Raw genomic sequence first — 23,369 nt, forward strand, 5'->3', positions numbered from 1 at the left:
GGAGAATTATAATGTTAAATTAAGACCAAGTGCAAATGTTCTGTTCTGCGGATAATTTGTATTATCAAAACCACGTAATACAGATTTCAGTCCATCAGCTGCAACGCCGTCAGCATTGGTCTCCGGATCATAATAAGGATATTTAGTGATCAGGAATAGATTCGTTGCCGTAGCATAGATGTTCAGCTTATTCAGCCATTTGGCGTGTAATTGCTTACCGGTAAACGTATAACCCAGGTTGATTGACTTTAAACGCAGAAAAGATCCGTTATAAACCCATCGCGAAGAAGGAATATATTGTCTGGAATTAACACGCGGAATATCCGAATCCGGATTAGCAGGCGTCCAGCGGTCAGCTATAGCAGCAAACTGGTTGGTCAGCGGGTCTCCGGTATTGTAAAAGGCATCTCCAATGTTCATGACCTTATTTCCATAAGATCCCTGCAGGTAAATGTTCAGAGAGAATTGTTTATAAGTAAAATTGTTGCCTATACCCCCATAGAATTTAGGATTAGAATCACCGATTACTGAAAAATCTTCCTGACCAAATTTACCATCACCATTCCTGTCTATATAAAGCGGATCACCTAAACGGGTTACAGAATTCGGATTGACAGCCCCGGCAGGAACCTGTGCCGTTTTTTGTGTTCCATAATAAGTAGCTCCCCAGAAAGTACCTACCGGTTGTCCTACCTGTAACTGGCTGATAGAACTATTGCCCCCAAAATAAATGTTCTTTACACTGAACTGATCTGCACCACCTAGATCAAGTACCTTACTTCTGTTCCCCGAAATATTCAGATTAGTTTCCCACTGAAAATCTTTGGTTGTAATATTCACGGTATTAATTAAAAGCTCCAGCCCCTTATTACCCACCATTCCGATATTCGTTAATCTGCTCACATAACCTGTCTGTAATGGCAATTGCTGATCGAGCAGTAAATCTTTGGTACGTTTATCATAATAATCCAGTTCAATATTAATTCTGCCCTTCAGGATTCCGGCCTCCAGACCAATATCCAGCTGTCTGGTAGTTTCCCATTTCAGATTAGGATTTGCAATTCTGCCTCCCACATAACCTAAAATCTTTTGACCGCCAATCAGGTAGCCGCCCTTGTTACTTAAAGAAGCCAGAGAACGATAAGGATCTATCCCCTGATTACCGTTGGTTCCGTAACTTGCCCTGAGTTTCAGGTTATCAAATACATTCAGGTCTTTAATAAAAGATTCATTGGATGCTTTCCAGGCTAATGCCAGTGCCGGGAAAAGAGCAGATTTGTTGTTTTCCGCAAAACGCGAAGACTGATCCTGTCTGGCCGTTAAAGTAACCAGGTATTTATCCTTAAAGGAATAATTAACCCGGGCAAGTAAAGAGAAAATCGTGTATTTAGAATAATCAGATTGAATAGCATACTGACTCTGCGTAGTGGCATCCAGTTTATTAAACTGATAAATATCAGTGGCATACTTGTCTGCACTTGCCTTTAAAAATTCATTACTGGAAGTCTGATAGGTAACCCCGGCAACTGCGCTGATGTGATGATCTTTACCCAGTTGTTTATCATAACTCAGTGTATTTTCATTTTGCCAGGTTAAAATATCCCTGGTATTTACTTCGGCAGCACCACCTGTATTCGCATTGGCACGGCTGGGTAATGAACCCGGATTATAGATATTATTCTTGATAAAATTAAGTTCTGCACCAAAAGTAGATTTTAAGGTCAGCCCTTTAATCAGCTCCCATTGTGCCCCCAGATTACCCAGGATATTAGTGGTTACATTTTGATTAACCGGTAAAGTACCCTGTGCTACCGGATTATCATATACCTGGTTATCATTTGGCTTTTTACTGTTAAAAGATCCGTCCGGATTATAAATAGTGGCTGCCGGACTATAGGCCAGCGCTGAAGAACCATAATCCTGACCGCCCAGAGACACTGTATTATTTTTGGTTTCGGCACGGCCGATATTAAATGCTGCCGTTACCTTGACATTTTCTTTAACGTTTTTATCCAGGTTAGCTCTTACCTGATAACGTTTAAAACCCGAATTGATAATTACTCCGTCCTGATTGATATAATTTCCTGATAAAAAATAATGATAAGTATCTTTTCCACCAGAGGCACTTAAAGTATAGTTCTGTATAGGGGCAACTCTTGAAATTGCTCTCTGCCAGTCTGTACCCGCACCCAGCGACTTCGGATCAGGATAAAGAACAGCACCGCCATTGTCTACTGAACTTTCATTGGCCAGCTCTGCATATTGAGTAGCATTCAGCATCGGAATAAATTTGGGTACCTTCTGCCAGCCCGAATAAACATTAAAATTGATGTTATCAGTTCCGCTTGCACCACGTTTGGTGGTGATCAGAATAACACCATTCGCTCCCCTTGCTCCATAAATAGCTGTAGAAGATGCATCTTTCAGGATTTCCATTGACTCTATATCCTGCGGATTAATCAGATTCAGATCGCCGCCGCCAATCAAACCGTCGATGACATATAAAGGCTCATTACTGGCAGTGATTGAATTACCGCCTCTGATTCTGATTGTACTTCCTGTTCCCGGCGAACCATCAACAGCAGTAACCTGTACACCGGCTGCCTTACCCTGAATCATCTGGTCGACACGTGTAATCGGTACATCTTTAATGGCTTCTTTTTTAATAGAAGCCACAGAACCTGTCAGATCTTTCTTTCTGGTAGTACCGTATCCCACGACTACAACCTCGTCCAATCCTTTACTAGAAGGTTTTAGCTTAAAATTAATAATAGTTTTGCCTGCTACCGGTATTTCAACAGGATCATAGCCGACATAAAAAACGGACAACACTGCATCAGCAGGTGCAGTAATAGAAAATTTACCGGTATTATTGGTTGATCCTCCGGTTTTGGTTCCTTTTACTTTGACAGACGCTCCGATAATGGTCTCTCCCGTTTCCTGATCGGTTACCGTTCCGGTAATAGTGATACCTGGTATTTGTGAATAGACTGAGCCTGTTAAAAACAGGATTAAAATTAGTTGGCACCCCATAAATCTAAATAATTTACGGGCATAATTTTGTTTAAGGTGGTTAGCTTTAATCATGAAATTACTCCTTATTGGTTAGGTTTTGTTGATTGCAATACAACTACAATTAACTGAAAACTAGGGAATACCATTTAATAAGGCTGATCGTTCAGCAGCTAAAAACTGCGCAAACGTTTGATTAAGATCGGGGAATTTCTTTCTGTTTTATCGTCTGTGTACTGAAAAATGAACAGGAAATACAAAAAGAAAGAAAAGCCTGAATGTAACAGGAATGTGATCTGAATACAGGATGTAAAAAATAACTTCAAACCGTCCCCTGATCATTATTTACGGGTAAAATAATAATCCTTAAAATTAAAAAAAACGTTCAAAGATACTTATCAAACGTTTGTTCTTCGTTTAAGGCCTGCAGCAGGGTTTTCTCTGATCAGGAAATTCAGCAAAGCGTATAGATCTGTCACGGAGCTGCAAAAAAAAAGGAGCGCATTCAGCGCCCCTCTTTAGGTTTGGTGTGTGTAAGCTATACTATGGAGTATAAGTAGTAGCCTGACCTCCATAAAGTGCTTTTGAGATGCTTGACAGATAAGTTGCTTTATTAGTACTTGTCAGATTATAGTACAGATAAACGCCATAACCATCTTTTACTGTCTTGGTTGCATTAGTAGTAGCTGTAGTAACGCTTGTAGCCATGATATCAGTAGCTGCAGGGCCTAACTGGCTCTTAGTCAAACCTGGAATACTAGGCGCAGAATAAGTACCATAATAAGGATTCCATGCATAGTTCACTTTAGAACCAACAGTTACACCGTTGTATGATAAGTTAGAAGCTGATGGACCAATATTATAGAATGAGATAATTTTGTTTGGCATTAACTGACGCAGTGCAGTTACCAGGTATACAAAAGAACTTGAATTTGGCTGTCCTGTTCCATTGTTTCCATACTCTGAATATTCATCATCAAAGTCAATTCCATCCAGTCCGTAAGTAGTTACTGCATCGCTCAGTTGCTGTGCAAATTCCTGTGCAGCTGCCTGAGTAGGAAAATTAGCAAAACCAGCACCCTGGTGATTACCCAGAATAGAAAGCATTACCTTGATTCCTTTGTCCTGTAAAGGCTTGATCTTGGTTGCTTTATTAGTCAGTACACTTGTTACCTGTGGATTAAAATATAATTCAGCTTTTTGAGTAGTCGTATTATAATTAATGTTGGCAGCAAAGATTATCCCGATATCAAATAATTGTTTACCATTCGCTAATTTATACTTACCTACTTCCAGCATATCATTGCTGTTAACTTCAACATAACAAACGCCAAGAGGTCCGGCCTGCCCAACTGCCTCAGTTTTAGCACCAGAAAGGTTCTGATCCGGGTTTGAATTTGCAGACTGGTCTTTTTTACAGGCAGAAGCCATTAAAAGAACAAGACTTGCCGAAGTGATCGCAGTCTTTTTTAAGATTGCACTAAATTTTGTGTTCATACAAATGAATTTGGTAGATGAATAATTCTGGTTTATTATTTGGCTGCTTATTCATTTTATCCGATCTGCTATTAATATAGGTAAAACGTTTAAGCATAGCTAAGTTAATAGATTGTTTTGAACATCGCAATACCCTGAATTTATTTTATACAGTTATTAATTCTCCGGTTTTCTTTCCTTCTCTGCCTGCTGTTTAAAACATTTTGCCCCTTCACATAAATTACTATATTTATCTAATTATCAATACAATACATTAATAGGTTTTAGCAAAACCAGAACAAGACCTAAACATTAAAGCTCATCAACAACCAATTTACTATGTCTAAAACAATTAAAATTTTCTGTTTTGCTCTGCTGATACATACAACAGTATTCGCAAAAGATTACACCTTACTCTCACCCGATAAAAAAATCACGATAAAAATATCGGTCGAGAAAAATATCACCTGGTCGGTACTGAAAGATCAGGAGTTACTGCTTAAGCCCAGTGCCATGAGTATGATTCTAAATGATGGCAGAAATCCCGGGATCGTACCGGTTGTATCCAAAACAATCAGTAAATCTGTCAACCAGACTATTGTTTCCATAATCCCCGTCAAAAACAAGCTGATTCCTGAAATTTATAACGAGCTCAAACTCCGGATGAAAGGCAATTACAGCATAGAATTCAGAGCCTATAATGATGGCGTTGCCTATCGTTTTGTAACTGAGCTGGGGCCCCGGCCTATAGAGATCAATTATGAAGAAGTAGCTTTCAATTTCAAGGAGAACTGCCAGATCTATTTGCCTAAAGAAAACAATCCTGAGTTGCAGTCGCATTATGAAGCCGACTTTAAGCCTGCGAAATTAGAAGAAATTCCTGCCACGCAGTATGGTTATCTGCCTTTGTATATCGCTACGCCCGGGGGAACCAAAATGGTCGTCACTGAAGCCGATCTTCATGATTATCCAAATCTTTTTCTGTATGGGACAGGCACCAGAACACTGACAGGCAATTTTCCGAAAGTTATCCTGGAATCCAGTCCCAAACCCAATTCGGACCGGGCAGAGATCATTGTTAAAAAAGCAGTCTACCATGCCAAAACAACTGGTAACAGAACATTCCCCTGGAGAACCATCATCATCAGTTCATCAGACAAAGGATTACTTGAAAATGAAATGGTTTATAAACTGGCCAGGCCAAATACCCTTACCGGTACAGATTGGATCAAACCCGGAAAAGTAGCCTGGGACTGGTGGAATGATAACAATATCTATGGGGTTGATTTCAAGTCAGGCATCAATACAGAAACCTACAAATATTACGTAGATTTTGCCTCGGCCTATGGTCTGGACTATATTATTCTTGATGAAGGCTGGTCAAGAACCACCACAGACCTGCTAGCACCTAATCCGCAGCTGGATATAGAGGGCCTGATTAAATATGCGACCAGCAAAAAGGTAGGAGTCATTTTATGGGCACTGTGGAAACCTCTGGATCAGCATATGGATGCCATTCTTGATCAGTATGTTAAATGGGGCGTAAAAGGAGTGAAAGTAGATTTTATGGCCAGGGCTGATCAGTACATGGTTAACTTCTATGAAAGAGCTGCTCAGGAGACGGCCAGACGAAAACTGTTACTCGATCTTCACGGCGCATACAAACCGGTTGGACTAAATCGCCAGTATCCCAACGTTATCAATTACGAGGGAGTTAGGGGAATGGAAAACAATAAATGGGAAGAAACTATTACCCCGGTTCACAATACCACCCTTCCCTTTACAAGAATGGTGGCAGGGCCGATGGATTACACACCTGGCGCCATGCTGAACACCAATAAAGATGAGTTCCATATCAGCATGACATCACCCATGAGCAGAGGAACAAGGGCGCATCAGGCTTCGATGTATGTACTTTATGACAGTCCATTGCAAATGTTCTGCGATAATCCATCCAACTATTTAAGAGAGCCGGTATATACCCATTACATAGCCCGTTTCCCTACCGTATGGGATAAGACAGTTGCACTGGAAGGTAAAATTTCTGAGTATGCGGTTGTTGCCCGTAAAAATGGAAACAACTGGTATATTGGCGGGATGACCAACTGGGATGCAAGGGGCTTTGATATCCCCCTGACCTTCCTGGATGGTAAAAAATATAAAATAGAAATATTAAAAGATGGAATCAACGCCGGCAAACACGCAGCCGACTATCAGCTGATCAGTAAAGAAGTTAGCGCCGGCGAGACTCTTCATATTGATATGGCTGCCGGAGGTGGTTACACTGCTATTTTAACACCTATCGGTTAGCGTGAACTTCGTCCAGTGTTTTAATCAGCGGGGGGCCTAAAAGACGGCTTCCCGTTGTTGTAATCACATAATCATCTTCGATTCTTATCCCACCGAAATCTCTGAACTGTTTTACTTTTTCGTAATTGATAAATTCAGCATGTTTACGCTCTGCAGACCATGAATCTATTAATACCGGAATAAAGTACAGACCGGGTTCAACGGTAACCACAAAACCAGGTTCAAGCGCTCTTCCTAAACGAAGAGATTTTAACCCGAATTCCTTACTCTTTTTCAGTTCGGCTGTGTATCCTACATATTCTTCGCCCAGGTTCTCCATATCGTGTATATCGAGTCCCATCATGTGACCCAGTCCGCATTGAAAGAACAAAGTATGTGCACCTTCGGCAACGGCCTGTTTCGGATCACCTTTCATCAGCCCCAAATCAGAAAGCCCCAGTACCAAGTGCTCACAGGCCAGTAAATGAACATCTTTATACAAAATTCCCGGCTTCAATGCTTCAGCAGCTTTCAGTTGTGCATTCAGCACGATACTATAGACATCCTGCTGTAAAGAGGTAAATGATTTGCCTACCGGGAAGGTTCTTGTTAAATCTCCTGCATAGCACATTTCATTTTCAGCACCGCAGTCACACAGGACCATCTGTCCTTCTTTCAAAACAGTTTTGCTGGCATGATTGTGCAGAATTTCCCCATGGACTGTAAGGATACTTGGAAAAGAAAGCTGACCGCCATGAGCGACAGCTACCGCCTGCAACTGAGCTGAAACTTCATATTCGGTCATTCCGGGACGTGCAATTTCCTGAGCTTTAAGTTGCATCAGGACACTGGTTGCGACAGCCTTTTCAATTTCCTGTATTTCCTGTTCGCTTTTGATTGACCTTTGTGCAACGATTGCTTTAATCAGTTCTACCGAAGGCTGTCCGGTCTGTCCCCAGTCTATCAGTTTCATCGAAGTTTCGGCTCTGTAAACCGGTAAAAAATGCACTTTACGATTTCCTGCCAGCGCATTAATCACTTCTGTTTTCTTTCTGGTAAAAGCGATTCCTGCTTTTTCGGCTTGTGCTTCTATAGTTTCAAGTGCACCTGTCCAGATGATATCATCAACTGTAAGTTCATCACCAAACAGAATCTCCTGATCATTGTCAAGATCAATCACCAGGCATAGCCCCGGTCTGCTGATCCCTGTGAAATACAGGAAACAGCTATCCTGACGGAAATGATAGGTATTATCCCTATAATTCATTCCGCTTTCCTCATTTCCAGGCAAAAGGATAATCCCTTCTCCTATAACTGACTTTAGCTTATTTCTTCTTTCCTGGTAGACTTCTTTAGCAAACATAACTGATTATTTATAAGCCCGAATTTATTAAATAAAAATTAATTTTCTTAAAAAAACAGGAGATCCTTCCCTGCTGGAAATCAACCGGTTTTATCTTTTTAAAACAAGCCATCAATTCAACCTTTTCCAATGATCAGTCCTTACCATGAGTCCCTGTTCAAATAACTCCTGATAGGGTTAGCCGTTATATTACCCTTAAGATTGATACGGGGTTGAAGCGGGATTGAAACGGGGTTGAAACGCTTCGACCCGTATCAACCCCGTTTCAACCCCGTTTCAATCCCGCTTCAACACTAACCAGTATATATCCGGTTCTATACTAGAATATAGATGCAATAGTAATTATAATCCTGACTGTTATTTACTTAAGGTTTTTAATGTTCATTTTCCTTTATGGTTGCGAAGCAAACCCTCAACAGTGCTTTTAACCGGCAACACTTTAAAAACTCAAAAAAAACAATACCCGGGAAAACTTCAAAAGGCGAGATTTTATCAAAAAACATTTGGTTACTGAAACAGACTGTAATCTCATGTACTATGGTTATTTTTTCGTAACATTAAGACAACACCGGTACCTTATTTTTGCAAAAAAAAAACACCACCACCCCAGCTATGGATCTGATAACTTCCTTAAAACAAGGTGATCAAACTGCAATGGAAACCATTTACAAAAAACACTGGGAACATGTTTTTGATTCCGCTTATAAACGTGTTGGTACAGAAGACATTGCACAGGACATCACTCAGGATATTTTCATCTCCCTATGGGAAAAACGGGAAACCCTTGAAATCCGCGAGTCATTAACAGCCTATCTTCAGGCCAGTGTGAAATACCGTGTCATTAACTATTTCAAAGCAAATCTGACCAAAGAAAAATACACCGAAGATCTCTTTGCCTTAATGGGTAATATCTCTCCTCTACACCCCACTAACGAACTGTCAGTCAAAGAAATACACAAAGAGCTTGATGAAGCCATAGCTGAACTCCCGGAACGCATGCGCCAGATTTTTTCCATGAGCAGGAAACAGGAAAAATCAACTCATGAAATCTCTGCTGAACTCAACCTGTCTATACAGACCGTTAAAAATCAGCTGACCGCAGCCCTGAAAATTATCCGCAAAAGACTGGCTTATCTTACCGTCTTCTTCTTTTAACAGAAAGGTAACCTAACCTTAACATCCGCAACCGGTACTACTTCCCTTTTTAACTGACTGGTTTGTAGATGGAAGATAAAAAGCTTGCAGAAGATCTGCTAAAAAAATATTTAGACGCAAAAGCTACTCCTAAAGAGATTGAACAGGTTGAGAACTGGTACCATGGTTACGAAGAAAAAAACCGGGTATTAAGTCAGAGCCAGAAAGCTGTAATAGAGCGCCGCATGCTGATTAATCTGCAGCAGCATATCAGCCAGCCGGCCAAATCAACTACAAGTTTTATCCGGAGCAGCGCTTTTCTCCGTATTGCCGCATCAGCGATACTCGTTTGCAGTGTGGGACTGGCCTGGTGGAAAATTGCTCCGCAACCCAGACAAAAACAGCGCCCCGTGGCATTGCTGTATACCAGTACCGGCAGCAGTGAAAAAAAGACGATCAGACTGGGTGATGGTTCAGAAATTATCCTGAGTCCGTCAGGGCGGCTGGCTTATCCCGCAAGATTTGCCAAATCCATCAGAGAAATTTCTCTCGAAGAAGGTGAAGCTTTTTTCAAAATCGCCCATGAAGAAAAGCGACCTTTTAATGTTCTTTTACCAGGAAAACTGTATACCAGAGTATTGGGAACTTCCTTTACTGTCCGTGCTTTCAAAGCTTCTCATTCGATGAATATTTCGGTAAGTACCGGGAAGGTCGCTGTCGGTAATAAGCAGCAGGTTTTTGGTACACTGATCAAAGGACAGCAGATTACCTACGACAAAAATAAAGAAACAGCTATCATCAGTCAGACACCGGTTCCTGATACCAGAATTGTTTTTGCAGGAATAAATCTTCAGCAGGCATTACAAAAACTGGAATATATCTATGCTATTAAAATTGATCTGAGTCCGGCCGGTCTTGGAAAAAGCGGCTGTACAGCTACCTTTCACAGCAAACAGCAGCCAGAAGAAATTATAGGCATCATCTGCAGTCTGCATAATCTTAAATATGAACAAACACCTGATCATAAATCATTTAAAATCCATCAAAAATGACAGCTAACCCACATTTATTCACACCGTGCTGATCAGTTCAGTACCACCGCCAATTTTCACACAATTAACGCAAAAAACAATTAACAACATGAAAACACCCTCCTATAAGAGGTTAACAGCCCTTTATAAAGCTATGAAGTATTCTTTATTAATCTTCTCGCTCATTTGTACCTTTTGCGGAACCATCTTCGCTTCTGCAACTATGGCACAGAAATTAGATCGTGCGACGGTAACGTTAACAATTACAAAAGAGAAATCACAACAAGCCATCCTTAAAGAAATAGAAGCCAAAACAGGTCTTCATTTTGTTTACAATCAGGATCAGCTTTCTATCAACAGACAAGCACTGAACGAGACTTTTAAAAATGAAAAAGTCGAACTGGTATTACACAAGCTTGGTTTTGAGTGTCTGGAAAAAGGTGATTATGTGATCATCAAAAAATTACCGGCACCTGCAAAAAAAGCAGACCGTACAATTACAGGGACAGTAAAAGACTCTACCGGATTGACCATGCCGGGCGTTTCGATCAAAGTATCAGGAACAACCCTGGGCACCACAACCAATGCTGACGGAAAATTCAGTATTGCTGCTCCTGAAGAATCTTCTTTGATTTTCTCCATGATCGGCTATAAAACACAGCAGGTAAAAATTGATGGTAGAAGCATCATCAATATTGTACTGACCGAAGATAATTCACAATTGAATGAGGTTGTGGTAGTGGGTTACGGTACACAGAAAAAGATCACCGTTTCGGGAGCTGTAGCAGAAGTATCACTGGATAAGTTAAATTCAAGATCAGTGAGTGATATTGGTAGTATTCTGCAGGGAAAAGCACCGGGTGTGGTTGTAGTCAGCGAAAGCGGTGATCCTTCGTCAACAGCTAAAGTAAATATCCGCGGACAAGGCGGGATCAACGGGGAAAACCCGCTTTATGTAATTGACGGGTCATTATATTACGGTACGCCAGTACTTAATCCCAATGATATAGAGACTATCTCTGTACTGAAGGACGGAGCAGCGGCAATTTATGGTGCAAGAGCTTCGGGTGGAGTAATCCTGGTGACAACCAAAAAGGGGACTAACCAGAAACTGAATATCACATTTGATGCTAAGGTGGGTGCACAAACTGCATGGAAAAAACTTAAATCATTGAATGCAAAAGAGTTTGCTGATGTTTCAAATCTTGCTGCCGACAATGCAGGTATTCCAAGAAAAGATGCTTTTGATCCTATCAAATATCCTGACGGACAGATTACCCGTGCCGACTGGGTAAATGAGATTTTCAGAACCGGATTGATTCAGGATTACAACATGGGAATAACCGGCGGAAATGATAAATCAAGTTTTTACCTGAGTTTCAATTACCGTAAAGCAGAAGGAACACTATTAAACACTTTCGGGAGCAGATATAATTTCAGGATCAACTCTGAACACCGGATCAATTCATGGATGAAAGTAGGAGAAAATTTATTCTATGACTATACCAATGGTAACGGATATAATTCCAATAATCCGGGTATCAGCGGTACAGATACAAAGAGTGCCTATACCGGCGCAATTATTTCAGCAATCTTCTACCCTTCAAATGTAGCTCCTTATACTTCAACAGGTGCATTTTCAGGCTTACCTTTAACTTATGCAGGTGCTTACGGAGATATTATTAATCCGGTTGCCTATCTGAAAAGACTGGATGTGAATAACCCTGTGAATACTATCGTAGCAAATCCTTATGCAGAACTTGATCTGTTAAAAGGTTTGAAATTCCGTTCCAACTTATCTTTTACTAAAAGCATTAATAACTCTAAAACCTTTCAGACCAAAGTGCCCGAGGTTGGTAAAATATTTGATTTTAATCAGCTCACCCAAACCTCTAATACCAGTAATGACCTGTTAGCTGAACAAGTATTGACTTATGACAAGATTTTCGGTTCACACCACCTGAACGTGATTGGTGGTTTCTCTTATCAGAACAGAAATTCAGAGTACCTGTCAGTTTACGCACGCGGTTTTGATGATGAATCACCAAAATATCGCTACATGGTCAATGCAACGATACCATTTTTACCAGAAAGCAGTGTAGCCAGAGAAACACTGACTTCATTCTTTGCCCGTGCAAATTATGACTATAAAAATAAATATCTGCTTTCTCTTATCGGCCGCAGAGACGGGACTTCTTTGGTAGCAGAGCAAAATCGTTTTGCTAACTATTACTCTGCATCTGCAGGATGGGTAGTCAGTAAAGAAGACTTTATGAGTAAGGCAGATTGGATCAGTAACCTTAAAATCAGAGGTAGTTATGGTCTGCTGGGTAACCTGGCCAGTGTAACTAATCAGGCTGTGAATCCTTCACTCAGAAAAAGTACCATTTATATGGGAATGAACCCGGCTCAACTTACAGGATATTATGAAAACGTCCTGTCTAATCCCAACTTAACCTGGGCTAAATCTAAACAGACCAACATCGGTCTTGATTTGGGCGTATTCAAAAACAGGTTAAACCTGGTTGCAGATTATTTCATCAAGGATACTAAAGATATGCTGATCTACCAGCCTTTATCAGGAACTACTGGTGTTGACGGACAGTGGAAAAATGGTGGTTTATCCAGAGATAAAGGAGTTGAAGTTGGATTAACGTACAACAACAAACCAGAAGCCGCATTCCAGTACAGCATTAATGCAACTTTCACTAAGATGAATAACAACCTGGTTTCTTTACCAGCTGGTTTAACCAGTCAGGCTGTGGATTTTAACGTACGTGGTACATTAACTCCGGTACGTCTGCAGGTTGGTCAGCCTTTATATTCTTACTATGTGGTACAAACCGATGGTATTTTCCAGTCGGATGCAGAAGCTAAAAATTACAAAAACGCAAGTGGAAATATGATCCAGCCCAATGCAAAAGCCGGAGATTTCCGTTTTGTAGACAGCAATAATGACGGTAAAATTGACAACAACGACCGTGTATTCAGAGGCAGTGCTTATCCTGATTTCTCTTACGGTTTCAGTTTCAATGCAAGTTATAAAGGATTTGACCTGAACCTGTTTGCTCAGGGTGTTAAAGGAAATAAACTTTTCAACGCCTTAAAATACACCGGGTTAAACGCAGGGAGCGGACAAAACTACAACTTGCTTAATGGCGTATTAGCTGCATGGAGCCCGACTAATACAGGCAGCAGTCTTCCACGAATTTCGGCAAGTGATGCTAATGGTAACTTCTCTACAACATCAGATTTTTATCTGGAAAGCGGTTCTTACTTAAGATTAAAAAGTGCAACAATAGGTTATACTTTTTCTAAAGATCTTTTGAAGACTGTTAAAATCAGTAACCTGCGTCTTTATGTGACTTCAAACAACCTGTTTACAATTACCAAATATTCAGGTTTCGATCCTGAAGTTGGAATGGATCAGTATGGTGTTGATGTTGGCCGTTATCCGCAAGCACGTACATTCCTGTTTGGTGCAAGTCTGAATTTTTAATTATTTAATCAACAACAATGAAGAAGAACTTACTCAATATATTAATAGCTGGTTTAACGGTCGTTACCATCAGCTCCTGTAAAAAACAACTGGATATCACCCCTGAAGGAGCACCTTCAAAAGGTAATTTCTGGAAAACAAGCACCGATGCAGTGAAAGGTGCCAATGCGATGTATGATCAGTATGATGATGAGAACTTTTACGGCCGCGGCTTTTTTTGGTTCATCAACGCAAGTGACGACATGATTACCGGACGTGTAAAAGCTCAGGGAGATAACGTCAGAGATTTTAACTCTGCCTATATTGGAGGAGATTACACGGAAGGGCAATGGAAAATGAGATACGCAACCATTAAAAGAGCGAATGATGTCATCCGTTATGTACCTGCAATTGATATGGACGCCAATTTGAAAAAGAGACTGATCGGAGAAGCATATTTTACCAGCGGATATATGTATTTCCAGCTGGCATCAAATTACGGGAATGCCAAAGCCGGGGTTCCTATTGTAACCAGAGCAAATATGGATGATCCTAATCCTACTCCAAGAGCAGCAAACGTAAATCTGAATTATGATTATCTGATCAGCGAATTACAGCAGGCAGCCAACTATCTTCCATATTTTGACCAGTTAGGTGCAGCTGATTATGGCCGTCCGCATAAGGTGGCAGCCTGGGCAGTATTATCTAAAGCTTTCCTGTATAAAAAAGATTACGCAAATGCAGAAAAATATGCAGATTCGGTAATCAATTTCGGTAAACGTGACCTGATGCCCAATTTTGCTGATGTATTTAAAGCACCTAATAACTGGGGCCCTGAATATATCTGGTCAGCTGTTTCTACACCTGCCGGAACAGGCGGCTGGGGAAGTATCCTGCCAGGCGTAATGCTGGAAAACAAAGGCTGGGGGAAATATAATGGATGGGGATATTATGTACCAACCAAAGAATTATATGATTCCTATCAGCCAGGAGATATCCGCCGTGAAGCTACTATTCTAAAACCAGGGGATCATTTCATGTTTTTTGGTGAAGACAGGGTTTATTCTTCTCTTAATAGTTTATCAGGCTTCCAGTTCAGAAAATATATGGACCCGTTCAGTTTTGCAGATCCTGTAGGAAAACATATCAGCCCAAGTGGAGATCACCCGACTACAGACCTGAATCTTCCGTTATTACGTTTTGCTGAAGTCTTATTAATCAAAGCTGAAGCAGCTATTATGCAACGTGGTGCAGGAGCCGGTGATACGGAACTGAACAGAATCCGCGTAAGAGCCAAACTTCCTGCTGTAAACGGTATGACTATGACAGATCTTAAAAGAGAACGCCGCAGCGAACTTGCAGGAGAATGGGCAGACAGACACCGTGATATGGTACGCTGGGGAGATGCAGCATCTGCTTACGCACAACCTGCGCATGGATTCAGCGGCTCTGTAGTATGGCCGGCAAGGAGATTCAATCCACAGGTACATGATGTCTGGGCAGTTCCACAAAAAGAAATTGATAACAGCGGTGGTGTAATTACACAAAATGCAGGCTGGTAAATAAATATAAATACATGAAAAAATTATCTTGCTATTCCTTTTTTGCACTGCTCTTACTGGCAGCGAATGTACAGGCTCAGCAGCCTTTATCATTTAATTCAGGGCATAGTCATAATGACTATAAACAAAACATCCCGTTACTGCGTGCTTATTACGCAGGAATGGGATCTATTGAAGCCGATGTATTTCTTAAAGATGGCCAGCTGTTTGTAGCTCATGAACTTAAAGAAATAAAACCGGGAGCTACGCTTTTAAAACAATATCTGGAACCGCTGTACAGACTGTATAAAGAAAACGGAAATCATCCTTATGCAGATCCGAAATTAAAATTACAGCTGGTTATAGATATCAAAGAGGATCATGAACATGTACTGCCTGCTTTACTGAAAGAGCTGAAGCCTTTTCAGGATATGGTCAATAAACCACTTAATCCTGATGCAGTGAGCATTGTGATCAGCGGAGATATGCCAAAACCGGAAAACTTTAAAAACTATCCGGCCATCATCTCTTTTGACGGTCGTCCAACCACTGTTTATACTGATGAGCAGCTGGAGCGTGTAGCGATGATCAGCGATGAGCTAAAACATTATACGGTCTGGAATGGCAAAGGTACTCCTACTCAGACTGATGCGGATAAGCTTAAAATGGTTATCGGTGCTGCACATCAAAAGGGCAAACCCTTCCGTTTCTGGGCAACACAGGACAGTCCGAATACCTGGCTGGAACTGGAAAAATTCGGGGTAGACTGGATCAATACTGATGCACCTGAGAAACTGAAGGAGTTTTATTTACGTAAAGACAAACTGACTTATACAAATCCGGTTGCTTACCCGGTTTATCAGCCAACTTATAAATCTGACGGCCTGAATAAAAAGGTAAAAAACATCATTCTGCTGATTGGTGACGGAATGGGTCTGGCTCAGATTCATGCCGGATGGATCGCCAATCATGGCAACCTGAATATCACGATGCTGCGTAACAGTGGTTTTTCTCAGACTGCGGCTGCAAATTCAGGCAATACAGATTCTGCAGCCGGGGGATCGGCAATTGCCATGGGCGAGAAAACAAACAATCGTTATATCGGCATGGGTACGGACGATAAAAAAAGGACTAACCTGGTGGATACTTTAGCCAGCTATGGTTTGAAAAGCGGGATTATCAGCGCAGGTGATATTACTGATGCCACGCCTGCTGTTTTTTACGCACATCAGTTAGACCGTTCTTACAGCGAAGCCATTGCAGCAGACTTTCTGAACAGTCATGTAGATATTCTGGTAGGTTCAAACCAGAAAAGTTTTCTTCAGAATCCTGATGCCAGCCTGCTCTCCAAACTGGAAAATAAAGGTTATACTTTAAGCAAGTCCCTTTCAGATTTCAAACTAAAAGACAGTGGTAAACAATTGGTTTTATTACCGGATTCGGCAACGCGGCCTGTAAAAGATGGCAGAGGTGATATGCTCGCGCAGTCTTTAAAACATACTATCAAATTACTTTCAGCAAATAAAAAGGGGTTCTTTATCATGACCGAAGGGGCTCAGATTGATTATGGCGGTCATGTCAATGACCTGAAATATGTAGTAACCGAGCTGCATGATTTTGACAAAACAGTGGCTGAGGCTGTACGTTTTGCTGATCAGGACGGAGAAACGCTGGTTTTGATTACAGCGGATCATGAAACAGGCGGCCTGACTTTACTGGACGCAGCAGCAGCGGAAGGCAGAATCGAGGGAGAGTTCAGTACAAATGATCATACCAATATTATGGTCCCTGTGTATGCTTACGGCCCCCACTCCGGTGATTTTACCGGTACTTATTCCAATACCGAGATTTTTAAGAAGATACTCAGGCTGTTCACAGCCAGATAAGCAAAGAGGGTGAATCATTAATCATGATCACCCTCTTTTTTTGATGTCTCCCTAAAGAATTTTATAAACCCAATACCTATGATTAAGCAATACTCCATTTTTATTTTGCTGGCCATCGCGCTGGCATCATGCAAAAAAACAACTATAGCTCCCTCACCGGTTGCAGCTGTAAAATCAGAAGTCGCATCCTTAGCGGCCAGTTCTGTTACTTATCAGGATGGATGGAATAATGAACTGCATTATCTTTCTCCAAAAAATGATCCGCAGAATTATGATATCTGGTTGCCTGCTAAAAGAGATACCAGTAATACAAGATTATTTGTATTTATTCATGGAGGTAGTTTCCTCAGCGGGGATAAGAGAGATTCAGAGTTTATGACGACTATCAATTCCATAATCAAAGAATTTCCGGATTGTGCAATTGCAACTATCAATTACAGATTAGGGGTGATGCCACTGAGTGATCAGAGCAAAGATGTAGAAAATGCTATCTCCCAGCTTATCAGCGAAAGCAAAGCAATGCAGATATCCAATAAACAAATTGTCCTGATCGGGGAAAGTGCAGGTGGATATTTTGCTTTTTATGAGGGACTAAAAAAGGATACCAAATCAGGTAACCAGGCCAGATATAAAGCAATCGTGTCTCTGAGTGGTTTTGCACAGATGCTACCGCTAACTGATGCCAGTACTTCGCTGAAATACAGAATCGGAATAGCGGCTCTGAGTGTAAAAGTCCCGGGGCTGAATTACGATGCTTATTCTCCTGTTAACCGGATTGCTGAACTCAAAGGCCTGCCCGAGCTGTATCTCTTTTACGGAGGAAAAGATGATCAGATCAGTCCGCAGAATTCAAAAAAGATTGTCTCTGCTGTTGAGGCCACTAAAAACACGGATTATATCGCCAATACCTATATCAGGGGATTTGCAGAGGAGAGTCATGTATTAGGTGAAACTGCCAAATCAGAAATTGCGGTATTCCTGAAAGAAAAAATAAAATTTAAAGCAGATTAGAAAAGCCGGCCACTCGTTTTTGCTGAATAGCTATGGAGACTGTATCTTAAACGATACGGTCTCTTTTATACCCGGTATTTTTTCTATTTTAGACCTTTTAAAAAAATGATTGTTAAATCATCAAAGGCCCCCATCTGATAAAAAACAATAAACAAATGAAAAGACTTTTTATGCTAGCCGTTGGACTAGGTACTATCCTCTCTGCACATGCTCAGGAAAATCCTTTAAAAACCATTAAGAGCAATACTGTAACTGCTGTTAAAAACCAGGGTAAATCAGGAACCTGCTGGAATTATTCTACGACTTCACTGGTTGAATCTGAAGAACTGCGCAAGGGTCTGGGAGAGTTTAATCTTTCTGAAATGTACATTGTACGCAATATTTACATAGAAAAAGCAAAAAACTATATCTTACGTCAGGGTAAAGCGCAGTTTAGTGAAGGTGGCCTGGGCCATGATCTGATTCGTGGTATTTCTCTTTATGGGGCAATGCCACAAGAGGTTTTTCAGGGCGTTACCGGCGAGATTCCTGATCACACCGGTTTAGCAGATACACTAAAAGCTTATCTGGATGAGGTACTAAAAAAACGTCCGGTAGCCGCAAACTGGTTACAGGGATTTGAACAGATTCTGAATCAGAAAATCGGAAATCCGCCAGCTAATTTTGATTATAAAGGAAAAAACTATACTGCACAGACTTTTGCTAAGGAAGTGCTGAAGTTTGACGCCGGCGATTATGTAAACGTGACTTCGTTTACGCATCATCCTTATTATTCATCATTTATTTTAGAAGCACCCGATAATTTTTCAAACGGATCTTTTTACAATCTGCCGCTGGAAGAAATGGTAGGCCTGACTAAAACAGCACTTAAGGACGGATATACAGTGATGTGGGATGCTGATATGAGCAATGAAAATTTCCAGCAGAAAAAAGGTTATGCCATTTTATTTGCTGATACAGCTGCCGCAAAAGCAACTGTGCTGAATCCGGATGTCAGGGAACAGGCTTATTCTCCTGAATTGCGCCAGCAGTTATATGAAAACTTAACCACTGAAGATGATCATTTAATGCACCTGATTGGGCTGGAGCAATCAGCCAGTGGAAAGTACTTTTTTAAAGTTAAAAATTCGTGGGGTGAGGTTGGTCCGTTTAAAGGATATATAGAAGTTTCTGAGCCTTATTTTGCCATTAATACTGTAAGTCTGGTAGTACCTAAAGCAGCATTAACTAAAGAATTAAAGAAAAAACTGGGATTGTAATTATCCTGGAATCATAAAAAGGGGCTGTATCTTTTAAGATACAGCCCCTTTTTTATTCAGACAGCTATGCTGATTAAAATCTTAATCTTCGATAGGTTTACCCGTTTCTACAGGTACATCCGGGTCAAGTTCCACACATCCTTCCTTGTCTTTTCTTGCAAAAAGTATAGGGTAAAGAAAAAGAAGTCCGCCCAGCATCAGAAATAAACCACAGATTTCCAGAATATATTTACTCCATTTAACACCATTTGAACTCATAATCATATAGGCTGCAAATGCAATTATGGCTAAAACCATCACAATTATCGCCTTTTGAAGTTTCATTCCTTTTATCATGATCCTGAGATTGTATTGTTAATTTATACGGTATAATTATCAGCATCAAAAACCAAACCAATTTAAGTTTTTGAAGATCAATGTATTTCCTTAATATCTACCATTTTTTAATTCTTAATACTTAACTTTGCATCCTCATTTTTTTTAAGATACTGGATTGATGTATAGGGAATTTAAACAATTAGAACTACCTAAGATAGGCGAAGAGATACTGGAATTTTGGAAGGCAGAAAATATATTTGAAAAAAGTATTTCCTCCCGTTCAAAATCTAACCCATTTACTTTTTATGAAGGCCCGCCTTCAGCTAACGGAATGCCTGGTATTCACCATGTAATGGCCCGTGCTATTAAAGATATTTTCTGTCGTTATAAAACTCTTAAAGGTTTCCAGGTGAAACGTAAAGGTGGCTGGGATACACATGGTTTACCTATTGAACTTGCTGTAGAAAAGAAACTGGGCATCACTAAAGTTGACATCGGTACAAAAATTACAGTGGAGGCTTACAATGCAGCCTGCCGTGAAGAAGTAATGCGTTATACCGATATCTGGAATGACCTTACCGAGAAAATGGGTTACTGGGTAGACCTGGAGAAACCTTATATTACTTACGAAAATGAATATATCGAATCGCTGTGGTGGATTCTGAAAACATTTCATGAAAAAGGTCTTTTATACAAAGGATATACAGTACAGCCTTATTCTCCTGCTGCGGGAACAGGTTTAAGTTCTCATGAGCTGAACCAGCCTGGTACTTATAAAATGCTGAAAGATACTTCGGTTACTGCACAATTCTTTATCAAAAAAGACCAGCAGCACCCGGCAATGTCTTCATTATTTGAAAACGATACTGAGGAAACTGCTTTTATCGCCTGGACAACTACACCCTGGACTTTACCATCCAATGGTGCACTGGCTGTTGGCGGAAAAATAAACTACGTAAAAGTTAAGACTTTCAATCAATATACTTTCCTGCCTGTAAGTGTTATACTGGCAAAAGATCTGATCGGAAAACATTTCAAGCCGGAAGCTAAAGATCTTTCATTTGAAGATTATAAAGGCGGCGACAAACTGATTCCATGGACAATCACAGCTGAATTTACAGGTAAAGACCTGGTTGGGCTGAATTATCATCAGCTGATGCCTTATGTAACGAATGCTGAACTGGAAGCAAAGGCTTTCCGCGTAATTCCGGCTGATTATGTAACTACTGAAGATGGTACTGGTATTGTCCATCTTGCTGCTGTATTTGGTGCAGACGATTTTCGTGTGGTAAAAGAGAACAATATGCCATATGTGATGGTTACCGATGAGCAGGGCAACGAACTTCCTCTGGTCAACAAACAGGGTAAATTTGTTGATGAGGTCACGGATTTCGCAGGTTATTATGTAAAAGAAGAATATTATAGCGATGAGGAACGTAAAGCCCCTGATTTCAAGCCTACAGATGTCCTGATTGCCATTAAACTGAAAGAAGAGAACAAAGCGTTTGACGTAAAAAAATATGAACACAGTTACCCGCACTGCTGGAGAACTGACAAACCTATTTTATACTACCCTCTTGACAGCTGGTTTATCAAAACCACTGCTGTAAAAGATAAAATGGTAGCGCTGAATAAAACTATCAACTGGAAACCTGAGGCTACCGGAACAGGCCGTTTTGGAAACTGGCTGGAAAACCTGGTAGACTGGAATTTATCACGTTCACGTTACTGGGGAACCCCGCTGCCAATCTGGAGAACTCAGGATGGTACGGAAGAAAAATGTATTGGTTCTATCGCAGAACTGAACGCAGAGATCAAAAAATCTGTAGAAGCTGGTTTCATGGAAGCTTCTTTTGAATTGAAAGATATGCACCGTCCTTTTGTGGATGACGTAATCTTAACTTCTTCCAAAGGAGAAAAAATGACCCGCGAACTTGATCTGATTGATGTATGGTTTGATAGTGGTGCCATGCCTTATGCACAATGGCATTTCCCTTTTGAGAACAAAGAGGAGTTTGAAAACGCTTATCCTGCAGATTTCATTGCTGAGGGTGTGGATCAGACCCGCGGCTGGTTCTTTACCTTACATGCAATTGCTGTAATGTTAAGTGAAACCAGTGATGAGATCAAAGCTGTCAATGAGCGTATCGGCAATAAAGGTATTGCTTATAAAAATGTAGTATCCAATGGACTGGTACTGGATAAAAACGGCAACAAAATGTCTAAACGTTTAGGTAATGGTGTTGATCCTTTCCATACGATAGATACTTACAGTGCTGATGCAACCAGATGGTACATGATCAGCAATGCTTCTCCATGGGACAACCTTAAGTTCAATACGGAAGGTCTGGATGAGGTAAGACGTAAGTTCTTTGGCACGCTGTACAATACTTATGCTTTCTTTGCTTTATATGCCAATATTGATCAGTTCGAAATTGATGAAAATAATGAAACGCCTGTAAAGGATCGTTCTGAGCTGGACAGATGGATTTTATCGCTGTTACAGAATCTGATCAATGAGGTAGATGAAAGTTATAATACTTATGAGCCTACAAAAGCAGCAAGAGCTGTTCAGTTATTTGTAGATGAGCATTTAAGTAACTGGTATATCCGTTTATCACGCCGCCGCTTCTGGAAAGGTGAAATGACTGCCGACAAAAAGGCTGCTTATGAAACGCTTTATACCTGTTTAATGAGTGTTTCTCAGTTAATGTCTCCGATAGCACCATTCTTTGCTGACTGGTTATATCAGAACTTATCTGTAAATAAGAAAACGGCTGAACAGTCTGTACACCTGAGTTTATGGAAAGAAGGCGATACTTCGCTGATTGACACAGAACTGAACGAAAGGATGGAACTTGCGCAGAATATTTCTTCTATGGCACTTTCACTGAGAAAGAAATCAGGCATCAACGTACGTCAGCCTCTGGCAAAAATACTAATACCTGTACTGGATAAAAATTTCAGAGAAAGAGTAGAACTGGTTAAAGAAATCATTTTGTCTGAGACAAATATCAAAGATATTGAATACATTACTGACACTGCTGGTTTCATCAAAAAGAAAATCAAACCTAATTTCAAAGCTCTTGGACCTAAGGTTGGTAAAGACATGAAATCGGTAGCTGAGACAATCAGCGGCATGAGTCAGGAAGATTTAAGCAAATTTGAAGCTGAAGGTTCTTATATTGTACCGGGAACCAGCTACGTAATTTTGCTGGAAGATGTAGAGATCATCGCTGAGGATATTCCCGGCTGGCAAGTGACAAATATGGGTAACCTTACTGTTGCTCTTGACGTTACAATAACTGAAGAGCTAAAAGAGGAAGGTTTGTCACGTGAACTGATCAACAGAGTTCAGAATTTAAGAAAAGAACTTAATTTTGAAGTGACTGATCGCATTACCGTGAGTTTACAAAACCATAATTTGATCTCCGCAGCGGTAGCTCAGAATAAAACTTACATTTGCGCTGAAATATTGGCGGATGATATTAATTTGATAACTAATTTAGATAAAGGAAACAAAATCGTAATCGATGAAGTTGAATTGCTGATTCTGATTGCAAAACAATAA

General features: G+C 40.5%; 13 protein-coding genes. 9 read left to right on the forward strand and 4 right to left on the reverse strand.

What is annotated here, in order from left to right:
• Window positions 1-6: 6 nt before the first annotated feature.
• On the reverse strand, window positions 7-3,033 hold the full coding sequence (locus tag PL_RS13145) for a SusC/RagA family TonB-linked outer membrane protein (protein ID WP_041885312.1): 3,027 nt from the start codon (window positions 3,031-3,033) through the stop codon (window positions 7-9).
• Window positions 3,034-3,555: 522 nt separating this feature from the next.
• Window positions 3,556-4,509, reverse strand: a complete 954-nt coding sequence (locus tag PL_RS13150) for an endo-beta-N-acetylglucosaminidase H (RefSeq protein WP_082036020.1) — start codon at window positions 4,507-4,509, stop codon at window positions 3,556-3,558.
• Between the two features lie 318 nt (window positions 4,510-4,827).
• Here PL_RS13150 and PL_RS13155 point away from each other — a divergent pair, with 318 nt between their 5' ends.
• Complete coding sequence (locus PL_RS13155) at window positions 4,828-6,798, forward strand: glycoside hydrolase family 97 protein (protein WP_052496513.1); 1,971 nt, start codon at window positions 4,828-4,830, stop codon at window positions 6,796-6,798.
• Here the strand turns inward: PL_RS13155 and PL_RS13160 are convergent.
• Window positions 6,788-8,140: an aminopeptidase P family protein gene (locus PL_RS13160; RefSeq protein ID WP_348619689.1), complete on the reverse strand. Its 1,353-nt coding sequence runs from the start codon at window positions 8,138-8,140 to the stop codon at window positions 6,788-6,790. The two genes, PL_RS13155 and PL_RS13160, sit on opposite strands and share 11 nt — an antisense overlap.
• A gap of 612 nt (window positions 8,141-8,752) precedes the next feature.
• Between PL_RS13160 and PL_RS13165 the strand changes: the two genes are divergently transcribed.
• The 7 genes from PL_RS13165 to PL_RS13195 all read left to right on the forward strand — a co-directional run bounded on the left by PL_RS13165 (window position 8,753) and on the right by PL_RS13195 (window position 19,480).
• Complete coding sequence (locus PL_RS13165) at window positions 8,753-9,295, forward strand: RNA polymerase sigma factor (RefSeq protein WP_160292147.1); 543 nt, start codon at window positions 8,753-8,755, stop codon at window positions 9,293-9,295.
• Between the two features lie 68 nt (window positions 9,296-9,363).
• Window positions 9,364-10,326, forward strand: coding sequence for a FecR family protein (locus tag PL_RS13170; protein ID WP_041885276.1), 963 nt, complete (start codon window positions 9,364-9,366; stop codon window positions 10,324-10,326).
• Window positions 10,327-10,414: 88 nt separating this feature from the next.
• On the forward strand, window positions 10,415-13,804 hold the full coding sequence (locus PL_RS13175; RefSeq protein ID WP_235324624.1) for a SusC/RagA family TonB-linked outer membrane protein: 3,390 nt from the start codon (window positions 10,415-10,417) through the stop codon (window positions 13,802-13,804).
• Between the two features lie 17 nt (window positions 13,805-13,821).
• Complete coding sequence (locus tag PL_RS13180) at window positions 13,822-15,345, forward strand: RagB/SusD family nutrient uptake outer membrane protein (RefSeq protein WP_041885277.1); 1,524 nt, start codon at window positions 13,822-13,824, stop codon at window positions 15,343-15,345.
• 14 nt (window positions 15,346-15,359) lie between these two features.
• Window positions 15,360-17,210 carry an alkaline phosphatase gene (locus tag PL_RS13185; protein WP_041885278.1) on the forward strand — a complete coding sequence of 617 codons (1,851 nt, stop codon included), beginning with the start codon at window positions 15,360-15,362 and terminating at the stop codon, window positions 17,208-17,210.
• A 78-nt stretch (window positions 17,211-17,288) separates the two neighbouring features.
• The gene (locus PL_RS13190) at window positions 17,289-18,221 is read left to right on the forward strand and encodes an alpha/beta hydrolase (protein WP_041885280.1); all 933 of its coding nucleotides are present in this window, start codon (window positions 17,289-17,291) and stop codon (window positions 18,219-18,221) included.
• Between the two features lie 155 nt (window positions 18,222-18,376).
• Window positions 18,377-19,480, forward strand: coding sequence for a C1 family peptidase (locus PL_RS13195; RefSeq protein ID WP_041885282.1), 1,104 nt, complete (start codon window positions 18,377-18,379; stop codon window positions 19,478-19,480).
• An 81-nt stretch (window positions 19,481-19,561) separates the two neighbouring features.
• Here PL_RS13195 and PL_RS13200 read toward each other — a convergent pair whose 3' ends face one another.
• Complete coding sequence (locus PL_RS13200; protein ID WP_348619690.1) at window positions 19,562-19,804, reverse strand: isoleucyl-tRNA synthetase; 243 nt, start codon at window positions 19,802-19,804, stop codon at window positions 19,562-19,564.
• A gap of 172 nt (window positions 19,805-19,976) precedes the next feature.
• Here PL_RS13200 and ileS point away from each other — a divergent pair, with 172 nt between their 5' ends.
• Window positions 19,977-23,369, forward strand: a complete 3,393-nt coding sequence (gene ileS, locus PL_RS13205; RefSeq protein WP_041885288.1) for an isoleucine--tRNA ligase — start codon at window positions 19,977-19,979, stop codon at window positions 23,367-23,369.

Origin of the sequence: Pedobacter lusitanus (assembly GCF_040026395.1) — a bacterium.
GTDB classification, from domain to species: Bacteria; Bacteroidota; Bacteroidia; order Sphingobacteriales; family Sphingobacteriaceae; genus Pedobacter; species Pedobacter lusitanus.